Annotated in this window: 18 protein-coding genes; 2 read left to right on the plus strand and 16 right to left on the minus strand. The window is 60.1% G+C overall.

The features are described from left to right. The 11 genes from surE to ASE04_RS18145 form a co-directional block, all read right to left on the minus strand. Positions 1–768, minus strand: a complete 768-nt coding sequence (surE, locus tag ASE04_RS18095) for a 5'/3'-nucleotidase SurE (RefSeq protein WP_056819880.1) — start codon at positions 766–768, stop codon at positions 1–3. A 4-nt stretch (positions 769–772) separates the two neighbouring features. Further along, the gene (gene serS / locus ASE04_RS18100; RefSeq protein ID WP_056819883.1) at positions 773–2,056 is read right to left on the minus strand and encodes a serine--tRNA ligase; all 1,284 of its coding nucleotides are present in this window, start codon (positions 2,054–2,056) and stop codon (positions 773–775) included. A gap of 98 nt (positions 2,057–2,154) precedes the next feature. Next, complete coding sequence (gene tatC / locus ASE04_RS18105) at positions 2,155–2,982, minus strand: twin-arginine translocase subunit TatC (RefSeq protein ID WP_056819886.1); 828 nt, start codon at positions 2,980–2,982, stop codon at positions 2,155–2,157. After that, a complete protein-coding gene (tatB, locus tag ASE04_RS18110; protein ID WP_056819889.1) occupies positions 2,979–3,626 on the minus strand; it encodes a Sec-independent protein translocase protein TatB in 648 nt (215 codons plus the stop codon). The genes tatC and tatB overlap by 4 nt, the downstream gene beginning before the upstream one ends. A gap of 48 nt (positions 3,627–3,674) precedes the next feature. Further along, entirely contained in the window at positions 3,675–3,869 is a 195-nt protein-coding gene (locus tag ASE04_RS18115; protein WP_056819891.1) for a twin-arginine translocase TatA/TatE family subunit, read from the minus strand. Positions 3,870–4,055: 186 nt separating this feature from the next. After that, complete coding sequence (scpB, locus tag ASE04_RS18120) at positions 4,056–4,778, minus strand: SMC-Scp complex subunit ScpB (RefSeq protein ID WP_156408832.1); 723 nt, start codon at positions 4,776–4,778, stop codon at positions 4,056–4,058. Next, on the minus strand, positions 4,775–5,635 hold the full coding sequence (locus tag ASE04_RS18125) for a segregation and condensation protein A (protein WP_056819894.1): 861 nt from the start codon (positions 5,633–5,635) through the stop codon (positions 4,775–4,777). The genes scpB and ASE04_RS18125 overlap by 4 nt, the downstream gene beginning before the upstream one ends. An 18-nt stretch (positions 5,636–5,653) precedes the next feature. Further along, entirely contained in the window at positions 5,654–6,667 is a 1,014-nt protein-coding gene (gene nagZ / locus ASE04_RS18130; protein ID WP_056820445.1) for a beta-N-acetylhexosaminidase, read from the minus strand. Between the two features lie 112 nt (positions 6,668–6,779). Then, positions 6,780–9,692 carry an SPOR domain-containing protein gene (locus ASE04_RS18135; protein ID WP_056819897.1) on the minus strand — a complete coding sequence of 971 codons (2,913 nt, stop codon included), beginning with the start codon at positions 9,690–9,692 and terminating at the stop codon, positions 6,780–6,782. A 60-nt stretch (positions 9,693–9,752) separates the two neighbouring features. After that, positions 9,753–11,510, minus strand: coding sequence for an arginine--tRNA ligase (gene argS, locus ASE04_RS18140; protein WP_056819900.1), 1,758 nt, complete (start codon positions 11,508–11,510; stop codon positions 9,753–9,755). A 64-nt stretch (positions 11,511–11,574) separates the two neighbouring features. Then, complete coding sequence (locus ASE04_RS18145; protein WP_056819903.1) at positions 11,575–12,792, minus strand: deoxyguanosinetriphosphate triphosphohydrolase; 1,218 nt, start codon at positions 12,790–12,792, stop codon at positions 11,575–11,577. Between the two features lie 219 nt (positions 12,793–13,011). Between ASE04_RS18145 and erpA the strand changes: the two genes are divergently transcribed. Continuing rightward, positions 13,012–13,344, plus strand: coding sequence for an iron-sulfur cluster insertion protein ErpA (erpA, locus tag ASE04_RS18150; protein ID WP_056819907.1), 333 nt, complete (start codon positions 13,012–13,014; stop codon positions 13,342–13,344). Between the two features lie 116 nt (positions 13,345–13,460). Then, positions 13,461–14,252 carry an exodeoxyribonuclease III gene (gene xth, locus ASE04_RS18155; RefSeq protein ID WP_056819910.1) on the plus strand — a complete coding sequence of 264 codons (792 nt, stop codon included), beginning with the start codon at positions 13,461–13,463 and terminating at the stop codon, positions 14,250–14,252. Between the two features lie 54 nt (positions 14,253–14,306). On the opposite strand, the gene exoR is transcribed toward xth, so the two are convergent. The 5 genes from exoR to ASE04_RS18180 form a co-directional block, all read right to left on the minus strand. Then, a complete protein-coding gene (exoR, locus tag ASE04_RS18160) occupies positions 14,307–15,110 on the minus strand; it encodes an exopolysaccharide production regulator ExoR (RefSeq protein WP_056819913.1) in 804 nt (267 codons plus the stop codon). A gap of 720 nt (positions 15,111–15,830) precedes the next feature. Next, a complete protein-coding gene (locus tag ASE04_RS18165; protein ID WP_056819916.1) occupies positions 15,831–17,021 on the minus strand; it encodes an OmpP1/FadL family transporter in 1,191 nt (396 codons plus the stop codon). A gap of 404 nt (positions 17,022–17,425) precedes the next feature. Continuing rightward, entirely contained in the window at positions 17,426–20,269 is a 2,844-nt protein-coding gene (locus ASE04_RS18170) for a valine--tRNA ligase (RefSeq protein ID WP_056819918.1), read from the minus strand. Positions 20,270–20,387: 118 nt separating this feature from the next. Continuing rightward, positions 20,388–21,266, minus strand: a complete 879-nt coding sequence (locus ASE04_RS18175; protein WP_056819921.1) for a PopZ family protein — start codon at positions 21,264–21,266, stop codon at positions 20,388–20,390. A 206-nt stretch (positions 21,267–21,472) separates the two neighbouring features. Further along, positions 21,473–22,135 (minus strand): protein-L-isoaspartate O-methyltransferase family protein, encoded by a 663-nt coding sequence (locus ASE04_RS18180; RefSeq protein WP_056819924.1) that lies wholly within the window; start codon positions 22,133–22,135, stop codon positions 21,473–21,475. Between the last annotated feature and the right edge of the window lie 371 nt (positions 22,136–22,506).

A 22,506-nucleotide genomic window follows, 5' to 3' on the forward strand; every position in this document is an offset into this window, starting at 1 on the left:
TTACTCCGTACCAGAAAGCGCCCGCGCCAGGCGGTCCTGTACGGAATAATCGGTCAGATCCAGTTTCAAAGGTGTTACCGAAATCTTGCGATGTTTGAGAGCGTGGATATCCGTGCCTTCGTTAAAGGCGCCGGCGCGCTCGCCAAACTTCAGCCAATAGTAGGGGAAACCTCGACCATCGGCCCTCGCGTCGACCTGCAGATTGAAGGCCATCTTGCCCTGCGAGGTGACATCGATACCCTCGACCTCTTCCGGTCGGCAATTGGGAAAATTGAGATTGAGGAACGTCCCGTCCGGCAGGTCGAGCGGTATCAACCTATCGAGAAGTGCGGGCGCATGTGCCTCGCAGACCTCCCAGGGGACAGTCCGCATGCCGTTCTCGTAGACATAGGCCTGGCTGAGCGCGAACGAACGGATGCCCTGCATCGTTCCCTCGATCGCGCCGGCAATGGTGCCGGAATAGGTCACGTCGTCAGCGACATTGGAACCGGAGTTCACGCCCGACAGAACAAGATCGGGCTTGATGTCCATCACCTGCTTGATGCCCATGATAACGCAATCGGTCGGCGTGCCCCGCAAGGCGAAGTGCTTATCCGAAATCTTGCGCAGACGCAGAGGCTCCGACAGGCTCAGGGAGTGCGCAAGGCCGCTCTGATCCGTTTCGGGCGCGACAATCCAGACGTCGTCGGAGAGTGTTCGCGCAATCCGCTCCAGCGCCGCAAGGCCTTCTGCATGAATGCCGTCGTCGTTGGTAAGCAGAATGCGCATGGTCTCAAGCTGCCTTTTCGATCTTCGTCAGGCCGCCCATGTAGGGCACCAGCACGTCCGGTACGGTCACCGAACCATCCTCGTTCAGGTAGTTTTCCAGAACCGCGATCAGGCAGCGGCCGACGGCGGTGCCGGAACCGTTCAGCGTGTGAACGAAACGGTTGGTCTTGTCTTCCTTGCCGCGATAGCGGGTGTTCATGCGGCGCGCCTGGAAATCGCCGCAGACCGAGCAGGACGAGATTTCGCGGTAGGTGTTCTGGCCGGGCAGCCAGACCTCGAGATCGTAGGTCTTGCGCGAGCCGAAGCCCATGTCGCCGGTGCAGAGCGTCAGCGTGCGGAAATGCAGGCCGAGGCGCTTCAGCACTTCCTCGGCGCAAGCCGTCATGCGCTCATGCTCGGCGATCGAGCTTTCGGCGTCGGTGATCGAGACCAGCTCGCACTTCCAGAACTGGTGCTGGCGCAGCATGCCGCGGGTGTCGCGGCCGGCCGAGCCCGCTTCCGAGCGGAAGGACGGGGTAAGTGCGGTGAAGCGCAGCGGCAGCTTGTCGTGCTCGAGGATCTGCTCTCGAACCAGATTGGTGAGCGTTACTTCGGCGGTCGGGATCAGCCAGCGGCCGTCCGTCGTGCGAAACATGTCCTCGGCGAATTTCGGCAACTGGCCCACGCCGAAGACCGCCTCGTCGCGCACCATCAGCGGCGAGCTCACTTCGGTGTATCCGTGCTCGCTGGTGTGCAGGTCGATCATGAACTGGCCGAGCGCCCGTTCAAGCCTTGCCAACGGGCCGGTCAGGACGGTGAAGCGCGAGCCGGAGAGCTTGGCGGCGGTTTCGAAATCCATGTAGCCGAGGGCTTCGCCGATCTCGTAGTGTTCCTTCGGCGTATGGTTCCAACGCGGCTTTTCGCCCGTCACGCGGGTAACGACGTTGTCGGCCTCGTCCTTGCCGACGGGGACGTCCTCATGAGGGACGTTCGGAATGCGCGAGAGGGCGTCGTTCAGTTCTTCGGAAAACGCGCGATCGTCTTCCTCGGCGGCCGGCAGCAGGACCTTGAGGTCGGCGACCTCGGCCTTCAGCTTCTCGGCCAGCTCGGTGTTCTTCTGCGCCATGGCAGCACCGATCTCCTTGGAGGCGGCGTTACGGCGGGACAGCATGTCCTGGACCTTCTGAACGGCCGTGCGGCGCTTCTCGTCCAGCGCGATCAGGCTTTCGGACAGGGGCTCGGCACCACGCTTGGCAAGGGCCGCGTCGAGGGCTTCGGGATTCTCACGGATCCATTTGATATCGAGCATCGTCGTTCCAGGTCGTTGTAAAAAAGGATGACCCGGCCGAAGCCTGACCGGGCCTCGACCGGATATTGGAAAGCGCTCATCGAGGAATTGCGGTGACGCTAGACGTTGTCCGTCTTGGCAACATCCGACGAATCGTCAGCCTCGGTAGCCGCATCGCGCGCACGCTGGCGTTCCACGAGTCGCGCCGCGTAGATGGCAATCTCGTAAAGAATGATGGTCGGCAACGCAAGGCCGATCTGGGACATCGGATCGGGCGGCGTCAGCACCGCGGCGGCGACGAAGGCCATGACGATCGCGAACTTGCGCTTCTCGCGCAGCCAGTCCGAGGTCAGCAGGCCGACGCGGGCAAGCAGCGTGGTGATGACGGGCAGCTGGAAAACCAGGCCGAAGGAGAACACCAGCGTCATGATGAGGCTGAGATATTCCGAGACCTTCGGCAGGAGCGAGATGGCGACATCGCCCTCGCCCGGCGCCTGCTGCATGGTCAGGAAGAACCACATGACCATCGGAGTGAAGAAGAAATAGACGAGTGCCGCGCCCATCAGGAACAGGATCGGAGAGGCGATCAGGAACGGCAGGAAGGCCGAACGTTCGTTCTTGTAGAGGCCGGGGGCCACGAACTTGTAGATCTGCGCGGCGATGATCGGAAAGGCGATCACGAGACCGCCGAACATCGCCACCTTCACCTGCGTGAAGAAGAACTCCTGCGGGGCCGTGTAGATCAGCTGCGCCTTGGAGACATCGAGATGCGCCCACTGGACGGCCCATTTGTAGGGGAAGACCAGCGCATTGAAGAGATGCTTGGCAAAAATGAAACAGACGATGAAGGCGGCAAAGAAGGCGCCGATCGACCACATGAGCCGCGTGCGCAGCTCCATCAGATGTTCGATCAACGGCTGCGGCTTGTCTTCGATCTCACCGCTCATGCCTCATCCTTCTTCTTTTTGGCTGTCGCCTTCTTTGGAGCGACTGCGGCATCGGTTTCCACGACGGAAGGCTTCTTCGCTGCCGTCTTGGCTGGTGCCCGCTTCTTCGTTCCCCCTGGAGCGACCGCTATGGCAGCAACCGCGTCAGATTTCTCCGCAGCCTTGGCACGCGGCTTGCGCACGGCTTTCGGCTTTGCGGCCTGAGGCTCGGCGCCCGGCAATGCGGCGGCCGCCATTGGCTGCGGCGTCGGTTGCGACATTTCTGGCGGCGTGGCCGGCAGGCTTACTGCGGGCTCGGGCGCCGCCATTGCCGTCGCTGGAACTTCCGTCTTGTTGTCGACTGTGGTCGCCTTCTGGAGGTCGGCCCTGATCTCATTTCCCATCTGCCGAAGAGGGTTCATGGCCTCCCGCAACGAGTTCACGGGATTGAGCTTCTGCGCATCGCTCAGAGTCTGGCGCACTTCGTCCAGATCGGCCTCGCGCAGCGCTTCATCGAACTGCGCGCGAAAGTCGCCTGCGACCTTTCTTGCACGCTGCGTCATCTTGCCGAACGCACGAAGCATCGGCGGCAGATCCTTTGGACCAACCACAACAATCAAAACGACCGCGATGACGAGCAGCTCGGTCCAGCCTATATCGAACATTCAAGGCTCCTGGGCGGGAAACGCGGGGGCTGCGTTTGCCCGGACGTGTTACTTGGTTTCGTCGGCCTTGTGATCGACGGTCTTGCTCGTGGCTTCGGGCGCGTCCTCGTCGTTCATGCCCTTCTTGAAACTCTTGATGCCCTTGGCGACGTCACCCATCAATTCCGGGATCTTGCCGCGACCGAACAACAACAGCACGATGACCAGAACGATCAACCAGTGCCACATGCTAAAAGAACCCATTACGCTAACTCCCTGTTGCGATGTCAGTCTGATGTAAGAATTCGCGACACCAAATCCAACATCAAATTCCCCGTAGATCGAAGCTTAATGTCACGGCTTTGCCCTTGGTGACAAGCCGTTTGAACTTCGAAAAATTGTGATCGACATTGTTTTCGCTACCGATGGCAAAACAAAGACCTGACGCAGCTATTCTTCAGGCCCTCCTTTGGGGGCCAGAAGGCCGAGTTCTTCGAGATCCAGCTGCGTGATTGGGTCCTCATCCTCGGTCAATTCATCGTTCATCGTCGGTGACGGAATGTTGAAGTTCGCCGGAATACGTCCGGACAGTAGACCCGCGCCCTTCAATTCTTCGATACCGGGGAGATCGCGCAATTCCTCGAGGCCGAAATGGTCGAGAAAATCCCGCGTCGTACCGAGCGTGACCGGTCGGCCCGGTGTGCGCCGACGCCCGCGAAACCGCACCCAGCCGGCCTCCATCAGCACATCCAGCGTACCGCGCGATGTCTGCACGCCTCTGATGTCCTCGATCTCGGCGCGCGTCACCGGCTGGTGATAGGCGATGATCGCAAGCACTTCGAGTGCTGCGCGCGACAGCTTCTTGGCTTCCGTTTCGTCGCGACGGATGAAGAAGGAGAGGTCCGCCGCGGTCCTGAACGCCCAGGCGTCGTCGACCTGCACCAGATTGACGCCGCGATGCGCATACTGATCCTTCAGGCGCAGCATGATGGAGTGGACGTCAACCTCGGCCGGCAGCCGCTCGGAAATGAAAGCCTCGGAGACCGGTTGCGCCGACGCAAAGACAAGCGCTTCCGCGATACGTTCCGCCTCGGCGGCTGTTTCTACTGCGTCCTCCGGCTGGCGGTCGTCGTCATTGCCGAGGTAATCGTCGTCATGCTGCACTTGGCTCAAGCCTGCTGCTCCTGTTCCACGACATGAAGTGTCGCATGCTTCGGCCCGCGACGCATGTAAATCGGCTGGAACGCCCCTTCCTGCCGTATCTCGAGCTTGCCTTCACGAACGAGCTCCAGCGAAGCGGCGAAGGCGCTGGCAATCGCCGTGACGCGATCCTCGGGCGAAGCCATGTAGCGCAGCAGGTGCTGTTCGAGCGACGTCCAATCGACGACCTCGCCGATCAGGCGTGTCAGCAGCTCACGCGCGTCCGTCAGCGACCAGACATTCCGGCGCTCGATTGTCACCTGGGTTACCGATTGCCGCTGGCGTAGCGTTGCGTAGGCAGTCAGCAACTCGTAGAGACTTGCGTCATAGGCGGACCGCTGGCGATCCGGGATGTGCTCCGGTGCACCGCGGGCAAAGACATCCCGTCCGAGCCGATTGCGATTGACGAGGCCACTGGCCGCTTCGCGCATGGCCTCGAGGCGTTTCAGCCGGAATGCCAGCGTCGCTGCCATCTCCTCGCCGGAAGGACCGTCGTCTTTCGCCTGCTGCGGAATGAGGAGGCGCGATTTGAGGTATGCGAGCCATGCGGCCATGACGAGATAGTCGGCGGCGAGCTCTATCCTGATACGGCGGGCCGACTCGACGAACTGTAGATACTGCTCAGCAAGGGCAAGCACGGAAATCCGCGACAGATCGACCTTCTGATTGCGGGCAAGATAAAGCAGAAGGTCAAGCGGACCTTCGAAGCCGGCGACGTCGATCAACAGCGCCGGATCGGTGCTGGCACGATCGGTCTCGCCATCCTGCCACAGCTTGTCCATCGGTGCGGAGGACTTCTGCCCGCGCTCTGTGTCCCTTGCCGTGCTCACATCGCGTTCCTTCCGTGGTCAGACCGATGCAAACAAAGCATCGAACTCCGCCCGGATCGCTGTCTCGTCCGAGCTATCGGCTTGCGGAAAGCCAGCTTCCACGCGTCTGGCGCGTTCGAGCGGGCGGCCCTGCAGCGGCGGCACATTGGCAACCACCTGCTGCATCTCATCCATATGCCCGTTGCAATGCAGCACAATATCGCATCCGCCTGCAATGATATTCGCAGCGCGCTCGCCAATCGTCCCGGCAAGAGCGTTCATCGAGGTATCGTCGGAAAGCAGCAGACCATCAAAACCGATCTGCTCGCGGATGATGCCGTCAATGACCTTTCGGGAGGTCGTCGCCGGATTATCCGGATCGATTGCCGAAAAGACGACATGGCAGGTCATCGCCATAAGTTCGTCCTTCATCTGGATGAAGGGCGGGAAATCATGCGCTTCCAGTTCGTGGCGGGATACATCGACGACCGGCAGCTCGTGGTGCGAGTCGGCAAAGCCGCGGCCGTGGCCGGGCATATGCTTCATGACCGGCAGCACGCCGCCGGCCTTCAGGCCTTCCGCAGCCGCCCGGCCCATCGCTGCAACGGTGACAGGATCGCCGCCATAGGCACGGTTACCGATCACGTTGCTGCTTCCCTCCACGGGTACGTCGAGAACCGGCAGGCAATCGACGTTGATGCCGAGCTTCGAAAGGTCGAACGCGTGAAGCCGCGACATCAGCCACGCCGCGCGAAGCCCGGTTGTCTTATCCTGGCGGTAGAGGTCGCCGAGCTGCTGGCCTGAGGGATAGTGCTGCAGGATCGGTGGCCTGATGCGCTGGACGCGCCCGCCTTCTTGGTCGATGAGCACCGGCGCATGCCAGCCGACGCTGTCGCGCATCTCGGCGACGAGATCGCTGATCTGCTGCGCTTCGGAGATATTGCGCCCGAAAAGAATGAAGCCCCAAGGGCGCTCGGCCTGATAGAAAGCCTTTTCTTCGGCGGTGAGGGAGTGGCCGCTAGAGCCCAGGATCATTGCTTTTGATTCGGTCATACCCGAATCATAATGGCGGCTGGCGGAATTACGAGCGACGTCAACCGACATTCACATAATAAAGCGGCGGGATCTCTCCCGCCGCTCATCAATCCAAAATGACTGGACCTCGTTACTTCGAGATCAGGCACGAACCGCCGGCTGCGCGATATTTTTCGCAGATCGCGGCCGCTTCGTCCTTGGAGCCGGCCGGGATACGCAAGCGATAGAACGTGCCCTTCCCTGCAATCTCGGCCTTCCGGACTTCATAGTTCCGGCCGTTCAGGACACCCGGGAACTTCTTCGACAGGCTCGCAAAGGTCTTCTTTGCCTCGGCTTCAGACGGAAGCGATGCAATCTGGACCCCATAACCACCGGCAACAGCCGCTGTCGGCTGCGGTGCTGCGGGCGGAACCGCGGCGACTTCCTTCGGCGCGGCTGGCGCTTCCGCAACCGGTGCCGGCGTTGCCGGTGCCTGAGCCACTGGAGCCTTCGCCGCTGGGCGACCGGCAGGAACGGGCGCCGTGTCCGACTTCGTGCTCGTTACCGTCCGTACCGGCGGCTCGACGCTTTCAGGCGTCGCGGCGGCTGCCTTGGCAAGAACATTCTCGGAGGTCTGCGCCGGAGACGGCTTTGCATTCTCGACCGGCGTGGAGCGAATATCGGCGGTAGCGACCTGACCAGATGCCGGCACGGCACCTGCTGGATCTGTACCGGGTGTGATCTTCTGCGTCTGCACCGAGGTCGGCTTCGGCAGAGCTGCCTGAGCCGGCTCCGGCGCGGCCTCTTCGCGTGCCACCAGCGTGCCGTCGGGCTTGACGATCATGGTACGAACCTTGCGAGCGGAGACCGCAGGGTTCTGACCAGACTGGCCCGCGTCATCGTCAGCTGCCGTTTCCGCGGCATCGTGATTTGGCAGCAGGCGCGGATCCTGGGTATCACCAACAGGCGTTGCCATCGACGGCAGCGGCGTATCGCTGTCGTTGTCCTCAGGCATCGTTTCCGGCGTCAGCGTCCGCTGTACGACGTCCACAGGCTGCTCGTCGCTCGAGACCAGAGCCTTTTGCTTCGGCGCCTCGGCGGCTGCGCCACCAACGCTGTCGTAGACGGCCTTGTCCTGGTTAGGAACGGTCTTCCCGCCGGGGTTCTCGGGAACCACCTTGACCGGATCCTTGTCAGCCGTGATGACCCGCGGCTCGCCGGAGACGATTCCAAGGCCGCCATCGCGAGCCAGGAACGAATAGCCGGCATAGGCGGCACCGCCGAAGACTACGATAACCGCTGCGGCGGCCAACATACGCTTCATCGACCGAGCGCGGTTCATATCCTCCGCATCGCTGGCGGACTGGATCTGAACCTCGGAGATGCTCTCGCGACGCTGCTGAACAGGCTCGTTCACGCTCCGGCGGAAGTCTTCCTCAAGCGCACGCTCAAACTCGTCAAACGTCTGCTGCTGAAGCGGCTGCTTCGAAGCGGCGGCTGCCGGAGCGGCGATCGGCGCACGCGTCCGCCAATCTTCGGCCATGGGCTTCGCAACGGTCTCCACCGCTTTGGCGGGCGTCAGCAGATTTGCGATTTCCGCATCGACGTCGAAATCGAAGTCCGATGTCGTAACGACTGGTTGGTGCTGCTCAACCGGCGGCAACGCCGGCACGTGCATCTCCTCCACAGTCTCGGGATGGTATTCAGCATCCGAAATCATGGAAAGATCGAAAGGCAGCTCATCAGCGGCATCAGCGCCATAAGCAACGATCGGTGCGGCCACGGGCGCGGGCGCGGCAACCGGTGCCGGCGCGGCAACAACCTGCTCGCGGTAAACCGGCGCGGCCGTCTGCGCTACGGGCACAAACGCCATCGGTGCGGGAGCCGGACGCTGAGCAACGGCAGCGGGCGCCGCCGGCCGTGGCTCTTCGACTTCGCGAGCAACCGTCGGCTCAACGAAATCCAGGTCGGCAAGCTCGAGCTCGATGCCTTCGAGATCAAGCTCGAAATCGTGCCCGGCAAACGGATCTTCCGCTTCAGCTTCCGTTCGTGCAGCGGGCTTCAGTTCCGGCGCGCGCTCAGGTATTGCCGCTACAGCGGCTGGCTCCGGAATGTGAATAGGCGAAGGCTCGGCCGCAGGTGCCGCAGCCTGGCGTTCCGGCACGGGATAGCTCGAAACGTCGGCGAGAAGATCGTCGATGTCGAAGGTGATATCGTCGAACTCGGGAGGCGCAGCTTCGGTCAAGGCAGCGTCGGCGTGAACCTCACCTTCCTTGGCTGCAGCGGCAAGATCGAAAGCCGAGTGATCGACCTCGATCGGCTCGATAGCAGCGACAACCTGTTCTTCTGGCTGAAACTCGACCTGCTCGTGGCGATCGATCTCGGCCGGGAAGCCTGCTGCGGCAACCGGGAATTCGGCAATAGGGAATTCTGCGACCGGCTCAACAGCGACGGCGACGGGCTCCATCACGGGGGCTGGCGTCGGGGCGACAACGGGGGCCACCGGCTGGTCGCGGCGTGCCGTATGAAAATTCGCAAGCGGCAAACGGATGCTGGCAGCCGACCACTGAGGCGCCTTCTGCGGCTGCACGGGGGCAGATGCCGGCGTTGCGCCGATCGACATCTCGAGTTCTTCGATCAGATCGCGAGCACCGTTCGAAACAGGCTCGACCGGACGAGGAACCGCCCAATCCGTAGAGGAAAGAAGCGGATGGACAGGTTGCGCCTCGACGGGCTGCGTGAACTCGACTTCCTGCTGAACATCCCATTGCGGGACAGACGGCTCTTCGTAAGCCGGCTCATCGATAGCAGCGACGGACTCTTCGAAAGCGGCGATCGGCTGCTCGATTGCTTCAGGCGAGTGTGGCGCATCGTAGCGTTCGAACTCGCGAAGCAGCTCGTCTTCAAGATTGAAAGCCGGCTCCTGACGAGGAACGTCAGGAACCGTGTTTGCGGCTACGCGAGGCTCAAAACCAACGATACGAGCGAGTTCCGCCAAGGGATCGTCGTCGGCAAAGAGATCCGTATTGTTACGCGCATCATACGCCCGCTGTTTGTCTGCCATACTCATCCCACTCGCAAATGCAAAGGTTTAGTGCCAGCGTAATGTGGGTAAATGGTGACGCTACCGCATCTCTTCCGGCGCAGCAGTCCCTGCAATAGCAAGTCCCGACTTCAAAACCGACGCAACGGCGTACACCAGCCCTAGTCTGGCTATACTCGATTCTCGGCTCTTATCGTTAATAAATCGTAAGTCTACTTGATCCTTGCCTTTATTCCAATGCGCATGGAAAGCACTGGCGAGATCATAGAGGTAGAATACAACGCGATGCGGCTCCTGCGACTGGGCCGCGGCTTCGACCAGTCTCGGGAACTCCGCGACCTTCGCAACCAGCTGTAATTCCGCGGAATCCTTAATTCCTGCGACGGCCTGAGCAAGCACCGACGGAGACACGTCGAGGTCAGGAAACGCCTCCTTTGCCTGCCGGAAGACCGACATGCAACGAGCATGCGCATACTGCACGTAGAAGACCGGATTATCCTTGGACTGCTCCGTTACTTTCGCAAAATCGAAGTCCAACGGCTCCGAACTCTTGCGATAGAGCATCATGAAACGCACCGAATCGCGTCCCACTTCCTCAACGACGTCACGCAGCGTGACGAAGTCGCCGGAACGCTTCGACATCTTTACCGGCTCACCGTCGCGGAACAGCTTGACTAGCTGGCAAAGCAGAACCGTCAGCTTGGCCTTACCTTCGGAGACACCGCGTGCGACGGCCTCGAGCCGCTTCACATAGCCGCCGTGGTCCGCTCCGAGCACATAGATCATCTCGTTGAAGCCGCGGTCGAACTTGTTCTTGAAGTAGGCAACGTCAGCCGCGAAATAGGTGTAGGAACCGTCAGACTTGATCAGCGGGCGATCCATGTCGTCGCCAACCTCGGTCGAACGGAACAAGGTCTGCTCGCGATCTTCCCAATCTTCCGGCAACTGCCCCTTCGGCGGCGGCAAGGTTCCCTTGTAGACATGCCCCTTGAAGGTCAGGTCGTTGATTGCGGTCCGGATCGCCGCCGCGCCATTGGCATGCAGCGTGCGCTCGGAGAAGAACACGTCGTGATGAACGTTGAGAGCGGCAAGATCCTCGCGGATCATGACCATCATGGCGTCGATGGTGCGATCCTTGACGATCGGCATCCACTCTTCTTCCGGCATGTTGTGCAACCTGACGCCGTAGTCGCTGGCCAGTGACTCGCCGACAGGGACGAGATAGTCGCCGGGATAAAGGCCAGATGGAATCTCACCGATCTTTTCGCCAAGCGCTTCGCGGTAACGCAAGAATACGGACCGCGCCAGGACGTCGATCTGCGAGCCGGCATCGTTGATGTAGTATTCCTTGACGACGTCGAAGCCGGCAAAGGTCAGAAGATTTGCCAGCGCGTCGCCGACAACGGCGCCGCGGCAATGGCCGACGTGCATCGGACCTGTCGGGTTTGCGGATACATATTCCACGTTGACGCGGCTACCGGTCCCGAGGGACGACCGGCCGTAGTCCGTGCCGGCCTCGATCATCGAGGCAAGCAGGCGCTGCCAATATCCGACTGAGAGCTTCAGGTTGATGAAGCCTGGTCCCGCGACCGAGACTTCGGCGATGTCAGCATCTTCCTTCAGCTTGGCCGTGATGATTTCCGCCAATGCACGCGGGTTCGTGCCGAGCGGCTTGGCAAGCACCATGGCGGCGTTCGTCGCAACTTCACCGTGGCTCGCGTCGCGTGGAGGCTCGATCGCAATGCGCCCGAAGTCCAGCTCGGATCGCTTTTCCTTGACCAGATCGATCTGTTCAAGGGCGGTTTTAATCCTGGCTTCGAAATCGGTAAAAAGGTTCATTGCACTCTTCCATGCATAGGCTGTGCCAACAGGCATTCGCTCGGTCTTTCCGGGCGACCGCTGCCTATCGCAAATCCGGAGTGCGGTCAAACAATCGCCTGTGGGCACTGATGGCGTAGGTATCCGTCATCCCGGCAAGATAATCGCCAACGTGCCTCGCCTTTGCGGCTTCCGCAAGACCGGCGATATGATCGACCCAATAGTGGCTCTGCATCTCCTTCGGGTTCGCCATATAGGCTCCGAAGAGATCCGTTACGATCTGCGCCGCACCGGCGCGAATGCGCATGATCTCGGGGTGGCGATAGATCCGCTTGAACAGCATTGCCTTGATCTGCCTGTCGGTTTCAGCCATTGCCTCGGAGAAGGTAGCGATCACCCGATCCGCCTGGCGGATGTCATCGGCGCTGCCGGGCTTCAGGAGAGAAAGGCGCTCCTGGGCAACGGAGATGACGTCCTCGACCATGCGCGTTATCTGCCGGCGCATGATCTCGTGGGTGAAGCGGCTCGGCTCCAGATTGCGATAGCGCGCCCTCACCTCGGCCATCAGTCCGGCAAGAAACGGGATCTCTTCCAGCATGTCGAATGTCAGGTAGCCCGAGCGGAGCCCATCGTCGATATCGTGAGTGTTGTAGGCAATGTCATCGGCGATTGCCGCAGTCTGTGCCTCCAGGCTCGCAAAGGTGGCAAGCTCGAGGTCGTGTATTTCGCAGTAATCGAGGATTGGTTGCGGAACGGGGCCGCGCGTGCCCGCCCCTTCCTTGGTCAACAGCGGACCATTGTGCTTCACGAGACCTTCCAGGCTTTCCCACGTCAGATTGATGCCATCGAAGTCGGCGTAGCGGCGCTCCAGCTTGGTCACGATGCGCAGCGACTGTGCATTGTGATCGAAGCCGCCATAAGGCAGCAGAGCCTCGTGAAGGGCGTCCTCGCCAGTGTGACCGAACGGCGTGTGACCGAAATCATGAACCAGCGCCACCCCTTCGGCGAGATCCTCGTCGAGCTTCAGCGCCCGCGCCAGGGCACGGGCGATCTGCGCGACCTCGATCGTATGCGTCAGGCGCGTCCGGTAATGGTCACCGTCCTGCGCGATGAAGACCTGCGTCTTGTGCTTGAGGCGGCGAAAGGCCGTGGTGTGGACGATGCGGTCGCGGTCGCGCTGAAAATCAGAGCGTGTCGGGCTGGAGTTCTCCGGATAGAGCCGTCCGCGGCTCTTCCAGGGATCCGCCGCAAAGATCGCTCTCTCGCTGTTGCCGAAACCTAAGGCACCTCTGTCAATCGTCATTCTACACCATGAATTGCAGCCATGCGGCGCCTGCCCATTGACGCCGCTTTCCGCTCTTCATACCTATAGAGAGCGTAAACGGCAAAGCAGCCCTTTCGAAGCTGCATATCAACGGATGGCCGTTCAGCAACGCTGGACATAAAATCTTTTGAAATCAGCATTTTACGCAGACGGCTATCAAGCCATTCTCTCCGGATCTTGACCCCGGCAGGAGCTGACATGACAGATACAAGTGTAACCCTTTCGGACGCCGCAGCAAAGCGAATCGCGGCAATCGTCGGTACGGAACCAGGCAAGAATGCGCTGCGTGTTTCGGTCGAAGGCGGTGGCTGTTCGGGTTTTTCCTACAAGTTCGACCTCACTGGCGACGCCACCGACGACGACGTCATCGTTGAAAAGAACGATGCCAAGGTGCTGATAGACAGCATGTCGCTGGTCTACATGGCCGGCTCGGAAATCGACTTCGTCGACAATCTGCTTGGACAGTCCTTCCAGATCAAAAATCCGAACGCCGTCGCAAGCTGCGGCTGCGGCACGAGCTTCTCGATCTGATTTCCTTTCTCCGATGTGCATTGAGCGGACAAGGATTGTCTTTGCCCGCCCTGGAGGCTTGTCGCTGACGTGCCTCGCGCGCTAGAAGGTCAGCATTGCAGCGGAGCGGATTGCCCATGAAAATTGCGACCTGGAACATCAATGGCGTCAAGGCGCGCATCGACAATCTGACGCAATGGTTGAAGGATTCCGATCCCGACATCGCCTGCCTGCAGGAAATCAAGACGGTCGACGAGGGATTTCCGCGGCTCGAAATCGAATCCATGGGCTATCATGTCGAGACGCACGGCCAGAAAGGCTTCAACGGCGTCGCTATCCTTTCGAAATCGAAGCCGGACGAGGTTACCCGCGGACTGCCGGGCGATCCGCTGGACGAACAGTCACGCTTCCTCGAAGCCGTATTCTCGCTGCCCGGCAACCGCGTTGCCCGGATCTGCTGCCTCTATCTGCCGAACGGCAATCCGATCGGCACGGAAAAGTACAGCTACAAGCTGGCGTGGATGGAACGGCTGCAGAAGTTTGCCGCACAGCGGCTCAGCTATGAAGAAGTCCTCATTCTGGCCGGCGACTACAATGTCATCCCCGAGCCGCACGATTGCTTCGACCCCAGAGTGTGGGAGAACGACGCACTGTTTTTGCCGCAGACGCGCGAAGCGTTCCGTCGATTTGAAGGGCTGGGTTTGACGGACGCGATCCGGGCGACGACCGATGCCGCGCCGCTCTATTCGTTCTGGGATTATCAGGCCGGCGCCTGGCAGAAGAACAATGGCATTCGGATCGATCATCTGATGCTGTCGCCTGAAGCAGCGGACCGCATGACATCAGCCGGCATTGAAAAGCATGTTCGCGCTTGGGAGAAGCCATCAGACCACGTGCCTGTCGTGGCCTATTTCGACTTTGCTGCCTGACTGGTGCGGGACCGACCAGCTCGGTGTGCCGAGGACAGGCGGTTCTAGGCAGGATTAGTCCGTGTTGGTCGTCGCGATCTTATGCGACAGCGAGATCGCCGTGCGGCGATCGTTTTCACTTGCCACCGAGAATGCCTGCTCCTGCAGGGATTCCATCCAGTTGCAATCCTTCGGCTTGCAGCGATCGAGCGCTGCCGTCATCAGGGCCAGGCCATTGGCAGTCTGGCCTTCCTGGAACAGGATGTTGCCGAAGACGGCCATGGCACCCGGGTGACCGCTCTTGCGGGCCTGGTTGAGCCATTTCTTTGCCTGCTGCGAACTGGTGCTGCCGCCCTCGCCCGAAAGCATCATCTGAGCGAGCTGGAACTGCGCTTCGGGCACACCGAAGGTGGATGCGACCTGGAAGTAGAGTTGGCGTGCCTGCGAGAGGTCCGTCTTGATCGGGCTGCCGGGAATGCCGTGCTTGTAGTAATTGGCAAGCGACAGGAGCGCATTGACGAAGAAACCAGTATCCTCGGAGCCCGGCTCCACACCCTGCTGTGCTATTTCGCTGTAGATCTTGAAGGCTTCGAAATCGTTCTGGGTGACGCCATCGCCATCGGCATACATGTTGGCGAGTGCCCAACGCGAACCGGTGTGGCCCTTTTCCGCGGCGTACTTGTAAGCTTCGACGGCTTCTTCCTTCTGGCCATTCTTGTAAGCCTTGAAGCCGAACTTGAAGAGATCGAAAGGACCGGACTCCTTCGAGACACCCGACTTTATGTCGAATGCGTTAGCCGGACATGCCATCGCCGCACAACAAGCGAGGGAAAGTCCTACGAGCATCGCTCTGAAAGGTCTGAACTCGGACGTCAGCATTTCACTCGGTTTCTTTCGTTTCCCTTGCGCTGAGCGGCCGACATTCGATGCCGCCGCCCAACGGGCGCAAATGCTTCGGCGAGCGATCCCGCGGTGAGCTCTAAAACTCCCTTGCCCGCGTCGCATCCAGCCATCCGCCCACATTTCAGGGCGGTCATGCCTTGCACATCGACCTCAGCTGCCCGATCAGCGGCGCCGCTTGCCATCGATGGCACAAACCTCATTTTTGCGACGCCTGCGAGAGGCCTTTCGCTATCCAAGCATAGGTAGTCACTAATTGTGACCAAACCTGAGCCGGCGTTACCAGATGCCGTTTCCGGCGCCCGCGACGCGCAAAGCAGAGAGGGAAAAGAACGGTTGTGGAGTGCTGAACCTGGGCGAAGTCTTCCGGCTGAATCGGCATGTAGCAAAGGCAAAGAGGTCCTCGCAGCGTCGCCGCTGTCACCCTTTCCGCCACGCCTGCCTGCACTCAATGAAAAACGACCCATATTACTCTTTACGCGCACCCTACGCCTGTCATTCCCTCGCCCGACTTTACCGCTGCGCTTCGTTTGTGGCGGGAAATGGACAATTTGCCGTGAACCGTATCTTACGCGAATGGCGGTAAAAAACTGTTGCTGAATCGTCACAAAACGACACGCCGGGCCAGCATACTTAACGGTCTGTACATAACGAAAAGCCCGGCTCTAGGCCGGGCTTCTAATACTGATCTTCTGATGATCAGAACTTAATCTTGATGCTGGTCGAGATAGCGGCAACTAGATCGTTGCCAAAGGAGTAAGTGACGTCATCGCCGTAGGTAATACCATCCTTCACGATCGTTCCGGACTCGCCGCTCGTCATCACGCCCAGAGCGCCGGCTAGCCGCCACTCGACATTTTCGACGGGGCTGTAGGCCGCGCCGACACCGACCATCCAGGTGTCGGTCTGCGAACCATAGCCATCGCTGGTACCACGGTCCCAGGTGAGGCTCAAAGCGCCGCTCCACTGATCGTTGAACTTGTGACCAACGCCGCCGGTGACAGTCCAGCCGTCGCGGTAGCCGAGATCCAGCGATGCCAGACCGCCGCTCGGGCAGGCACCTGTCGTCGGGCAGAATGGGACCGACTGCAGAACGCTCCAATTTGTCCATTTCACCGAGCCGAACGCCAGCCAGTCCGGAGCAATACCCGTCTGCGCCTTCAACTCGAGCGAGTCAGGCGCCTCCGCCGAACCGGCCACCGGGACAATCGTGCCACCAACATTTCGCAGATCCACCGTTCCGGTCAGGTCGTCGTATTTGACCCTGCTGTTGTAGACGAGGCTGGCCCGGAGAGCGTACTCCGGAATCTCGTAAGCAATGCCGGCGCGCCAACCCCAGGCGTTATCTTGGAGGTCGAGGCGACCGATGCTCGCGGGAGACGGCGTAATCAAGCGCTCCTTGAAGCCTTCCACTTCTTGATAGAAGGTGCCCCCGATCAGGCGAAGCTCGCCTTGGCCCACGTCAAACTTATAGGAGCAGGTCGCTCCGTAGTTGTGAGTTGTGATCTTGGTCTCGACATTGGCCTGCGCGCCTACCCAGGCAGTGCCCGGATTGATGTGCGCACCGAAGGGCTCGGAATAGTCAACCAAGCAGTCAACGTCGCCGAAGCCGCCTTTGAAACCCAGATACGGAACAGCGTAATTTTCTGTTTCATCCGCCGATGTGGACCCAGCAGGAGTTCCGTTTGAGGGGTCGACATCCCTCGCACTCTTCAGCTTGCGCTGAGGCATGACATAGATGCCACCGGCCTGCACAGAAAACTGCGACGCGTCGAACAACTGGTCGATATTATAGCCACTGCGATCTAGACCACCCGCAAGGGATGGCTGAGCCAGTGATGAAAGCAATGCAAGCGAGACCGCGCCTACTGAGACTACACGAGATGCCAAGGTGTCTCCCCCACTCAGGCAATTTACAATGGTGCGACTGTGAAGACGATCCCCGCAAATGGCAACTTGGTGAGACCATGTGATTGAAAAGTGAGCTAATGGATCATTTACGTAAGTGATTGACGGGCACGTCAAAATTTTTCGGTTTTAGAATATTTTTCCTCAACTTAGGTCTCGATCTCATTCCTGAGCACAATCGTTCCCTCTGCAAAGACTTCTGTAACCCTTAGACAACACTTTTTCTTTTCAAAAAAGGAACGGGGAAAACTCAAGAAAACCAAGCAAAACGATCCCTAATGCGTCTCCTGAGGACCGTTTCAGTGGGAATCCCAGTTCCGCAGCAACAAAAAGGGCGCCTGATTCTCATCAGGCGCCCTGAAATTTTATACTACCAAGCGTTGATTTTATGCCGCTTCGGCTACACGCGAGAGTGCAGTTCGAAGGCTTGCGATCTGACCCTGCAGTTCTTCCAGCCGCTCACGTTCGGCAGCGACGACCTCAGGGTTGGCATTGGCGACAAACTTCTCGTTCGACAGCTTTCCGTTGATGCGCGCAATCTCGCCATCGGCCTTGGAGATCGCCTTCTCGAGGCGAGCTTTCTCCGCAGTGAGATCGATCAGCGTGCCGAGCGGCAGGCAAACCGTGGCTTCCGCGACAACGATCTGAGCGGCTCCCTTGGGCGCCTCGTCAGCGAGCGAGATACCATCGACACGCGCCAGCCGCTTGATGGCCGCGTCGTGGCGAACGAGACGTTCGCGCGTCAGGCTGTTTGCGCTGACGACCACCAGCGGCGCAACCGCTGATGGCGGCACGTTCATCTCGGCACGAACAGAACGGATGCCGGAAACGAGGTCGACCAGCCAGTTGATTTCGTCCGCTGCGGCGTCGTCGGCATAGGAGGGCGCCGGCCATTCCGCATGGCAAACCATTGTATCGCGTTCGATACCCTCACCCGCCGTATGCGCCCAGAGTTCTTCCGTCATGAACGGCATGAACGGATGCAGGAGCTTGTAGATCTCCTCGAGGATATAGGCGGCGCATGCCTGCGCCTCCTTCTTGGCGCCCTCGTCCGTGCCGCTGAAGACCGGCTTCAGGAGCTCGAGGTACCAATCGCAAACCTGGTTCCAGACGAAGCGGTACAGGGCACTGGCCGCATCGTTGAAACGATAGGATTCCAGAGCTTCCGTAACGTCACGTTCCGTACGGGCAAGTTCCGTCAGAATCCAGCGGTTGATCGTCAACTCAGCGGCTTCGGGCACGAAATGCGGATCGCTCTTGGCGCCGTTCATCTCCGCAAAGCGCGTTGCGTTCCAGAGCTTGGTGCCGAAGTTGCGGTAACCGGCGATGCGAGCCGGATCCAGCTTCACGTCGCGGCCCTGAGCGGCCATGATCGCCAGCGTGAAACGCAGTGCGTCCGCACCATACTCGTCGATCAATTCCAAGGGGTCGATGACGTTGCCCTTGGACTTCGACATCTTCTGGCCGTTCTTGTCGCGAACCAGCGCGTGAACGTAGACAGTGTTGAATGGCTCGACCGGAACGCCATCCTCATCCTTCATGAAGTGTAGGCCCATCATCATCATGCGGGCGACCCAGAAGAAGATGATGTCGAATCCGGTGACCAGAACGTTGGTCGGATAATAACGCGCCAGTTCGGGCGTCTTGTCCGGCCAGCCGAGCGTGGAGAACGGCCAGAGCGCCGATGAGAACCACGTATCGAGAACGTCCTCGTCACGCGTCAGGATTTCGCCGGGCTTGAAGTTCTCCAGCAGATCCTCGACGTAGGCCTTCATCGGGCCTTCGTGCGAGAGATAGTGCTGGATCGCCGCCTGCAGGGCTTCCTCTTCGGTCTTTTCGACGAAGACCTGCCCGTCCGGGCCGTACCAGGCCGGGATCTGATGGCCCCACCAGAGCTGGCGGGAGACACACCAGGGCTGAATGTTTTCCATCCACTCGTAATAGGTCTTGTCCCAGCTGCGCGGAACGAGCTTGGTGCGGCCTTCGCGAACGGAGGCGATCGCCGGCTCGGCGAGCGTCTTGGCGTCGACGTACCACTGCTCGGTGAGGCGTGGCTCGATCGGAACGCCGCCACGGTCGCCGTGCGGAACCATGTGCTTGTGCGGCTCGATCTTGTCGAGCAGGCTCGCCTCTTCGAAGATGCGGACAATGATCTTGCGCGCCTCGAAGCGATCCTTTCCTTCGAGTTCGTCCCATGCGCCATGCAGGGCAGCGGCGTCAGGAATGCCCTCGAGGAAGTCCTCGTTGTCCTTGATCGTGATGCGGCCATCGACGGTGAGAATATTGACGACGCGCAGACCTGTGCGCTTGCCGACGTCGAAGTCGTTGAAATCGTGCGCCGGCGTCATCTTGACGGCGCCGGTGCCGGCGGTCGGATCCGGATATTCGTCGGCAACGATCGGAATACGGCGGCCAACGATCGGCAGGATGACGTGCTTGCCGACCAGCGGCGCGTATCGCTCGTCCTTCGGATTGACGGCAACGCCGGTATCGCCAAGCATGGTTTCCGGGCGGGTGGTCGCAACGACGATGTAGTCGCGCGTTTCCCATTCGGTCGCCTTGCCTTCGTCGTCGAAAGCGATCGGGTGCTGATAGGTGACGCCCGGCTCCAGAGGATAGCGGAGATACCAAAGGTTACCGTTGACCTCGTGCTGCTCAACCTCGATGTCGGAGATCGCGGTCAGAAGCTTCGGGTCCCAATTGACCAGGCGCTTATCGCGATAGATTAGACCTTCCTTGTAAAGCGTTACAAAGACTTCAAGAACGGCGGCGGAAAGGCCCTCGTCCATGGTGAAGCGCTCGCGCGACCAATCGCAGGAAGCGCCGAGACGCTTCAACTGGTTGAAGATGAGGCCGCCCGATTCAGCCTTCCATTCCCAGACCTTTTCGATGAAGGCTTCGCGACCCATGTCGCGACGGCCCGGCAGTTGCTGTTCCATCAGCTTGCGCTCGACAACCATCTGGGTAGCGATCCCGGCGTGGTCCATGCCCGGCTGCCAAAGCACGTCCTTGCCGCGCATGCGCTCGAAGCGAACCATGACGTCCTGCAGCGTATTGTTCAACGCATGACCCATGTGCAGCGAGCCGGTGACGTTCGGCGGCGGGATCACGATGGTGAAGGTCTCGGCGCCCGGCTTGGCATTGGCGCCCGCACGGAAGGCGTCCGCCTCATCCCATTTTGCAGCGATTTTCGGTTCAACGGCAGCGGAATCGTAGGTCTTGTCGAGCATTTGGGGACCAAAATCTGGAGGGACTTAGATGCGGGTTGTAAATAGGATGGCTACGGGCAAGTCAATAAAAAAGCCGCCCCGGGGACCGGAGCGGCTTTTTGAGACAAGGCGTTTCCAATCAGCGGCGCGGGCCGCGTGCCACACGTTCGATCTCTTCGCGCACGAGGCGCTCGACGAGCGTCGGCAGGTTGTCGTCCAGCCAGTCGCGCAACATCGGCCGCAGCATGTCTTCCGCGATCTCGTCGAGCGAGCGACGCTCGACACCGTCGATAGCGGCAGCAAGCTCCTCGAACGAGCGGCTGATCTGGAGCCCCGTGTCAGGCGACATCAAGGATTGCTGCGCGGAAAAGGCGACCTGCGGCAGAAGTTCGTTCGACAAGGCGGAAGCGATGGCATCGACAACCGGCTCCGCGACGGGCGCTGCAGGCGCAACCTCGACAGGCGGCCAGGATGCGGCGGCGGGCGCGATATCCTCGTAGGTTGGAACAGGCTGTTCCGAAACGGCCTGTGGAGCAGGCGCGGCGATCGGAGCGGGCGTTACGAACGGTATCGGTTCGACGACCGGCCGCTGCAATTCGACTGGCGGCTGCGGAGCTTCAAACATATGGGTCGGGATTTCCGCCTGGCGGAATGCCGGAGGTGCTTCTCGCAGCTGGGCGGTATTTCGTTCGGACGCGGCGCGGACCCGTGCGGCTACATCGGCAAGCGACATGGCACGTTCAGGCTCGTCCACCAGGGGAGCCGAGCCCGCGGAATTGGCGGCAACGAAGCGGGGATCAGGCTGTGACACCGGCTCGGGAAACTCGACAGCGGCGTAGGCCTGGTCGACCGTCAGGTGAATATCGGAGGAGCGGTCGTCTTCCTCGGCGGCATAAACCGGCGGCAAGGCGTTCGATAGCGCCCTGCCCGCACCTGGCTCATTGCTCTCGATGATCTGTCGGATCGACGCGAGAATTTCTTCCATCGACGGTTCACGCGCTACGCTTGGCTGAGCCATATTTATCCTCGTTATCAAGCAAACGACCGGATTGCGTGGATGGGCATCCGAATCACCCAGACTTTAGGATAGCGAAACGAGGAAAAAAATCAGCGCGAATCAAATGACTGCCGCCATGCACAGCTTTCTCGAAGGCTGTCGAGGACGGTCCGGAAACAAAAACGGGCGCCACCGGCGCCCGCAAAACGGCAAGAATGCAGCCGTTATCAGAATACGAATTCGCGCGCCTTGGCAAAGCCCGGCAATGGCTTCACGGAGGCGTTGAAATAGACGTTCTCCGAGATTGCCCCGCGCTCGCTTGAGAACACCGCAGCGCGTGCGGACCCTCCCTGGCCCTGCACCGTCACCAGACGTCCGCCATCCCGCAGCTGCGACAACAGCGCTGGCGGAACTTCCTCGACGGCGCCATTGACGAAAATCAGATCGTAAGGGGCGCCGGTCGTGTTGCCTGCGTTCAGTGCGCCGGTGGCGACCGAGACGTTCGGGTAGCTGGAAAGGTTTGCCTTCGCAGCGGCGGCAAGCTCTTCGTTCTGCTCCAGGGCGACAACCGAGCCCGCGAGCATGGAAAGGATCGCGGACAGATAACCGGTACCACAGCCAACCTCCAGAACGACGTCGTCCTTTCTGATCTCGGCGAGCTGAAGAAGCTTCGCCAGCGGCGACGGCTGCATCAGATAACGCGCCAGCTGTCCGTCCGCAGCAGGACAGATCTCGACGTCGCTATCCACGTAGGCGAGCGTCTTGGACTTTTCCGGGACGAACGCTTCGCGCGGGACGGTCGCAAATGCCGTCAGCACGGAATGCGAGGTGACGTCCGTCGTGCGGACCTGATTGTCGACCATGTTGGCGCGCGCTGTATCGAAATTCATATTGTCCTCTCGCTTATCGAAAGCGTTCTGTCTGCTCGTCTCTTAATCTCGGAAAACCCGCCTTTCAAGGCTTGGCGACCATCCACGACAAGAATTAGGGGATCGCATGGCAAGCATACGGCGTCGAGCCAATCGTTCGTGGCATATAGCAACGCGCTGTGATATTATTGCAACCGGAGGAAAAGGAGGAAATATCATGGCTGCGATCGCGGAACTGTTCTCGCTGTTCGATTTTCTCATCGTAACGGCGCTTGTCGGTATTTTCTGCTGCGGGTTGCTGGATAGAGAAACACGATAAGCGGGCGCACAGGACAACTGAAACGGGAACGTTCAGGTAACTGTCAGCTTCGGAGTGAATTATAGCCATTCCT

The organism is Rhizobium sp. Root708, assembly GCF_001429725.1.
GTDB lineage: Bacteria > Pseudomonadota > Alphaproteobacteria > Rhizobiales > Rhizobiaceae > Rhizobium.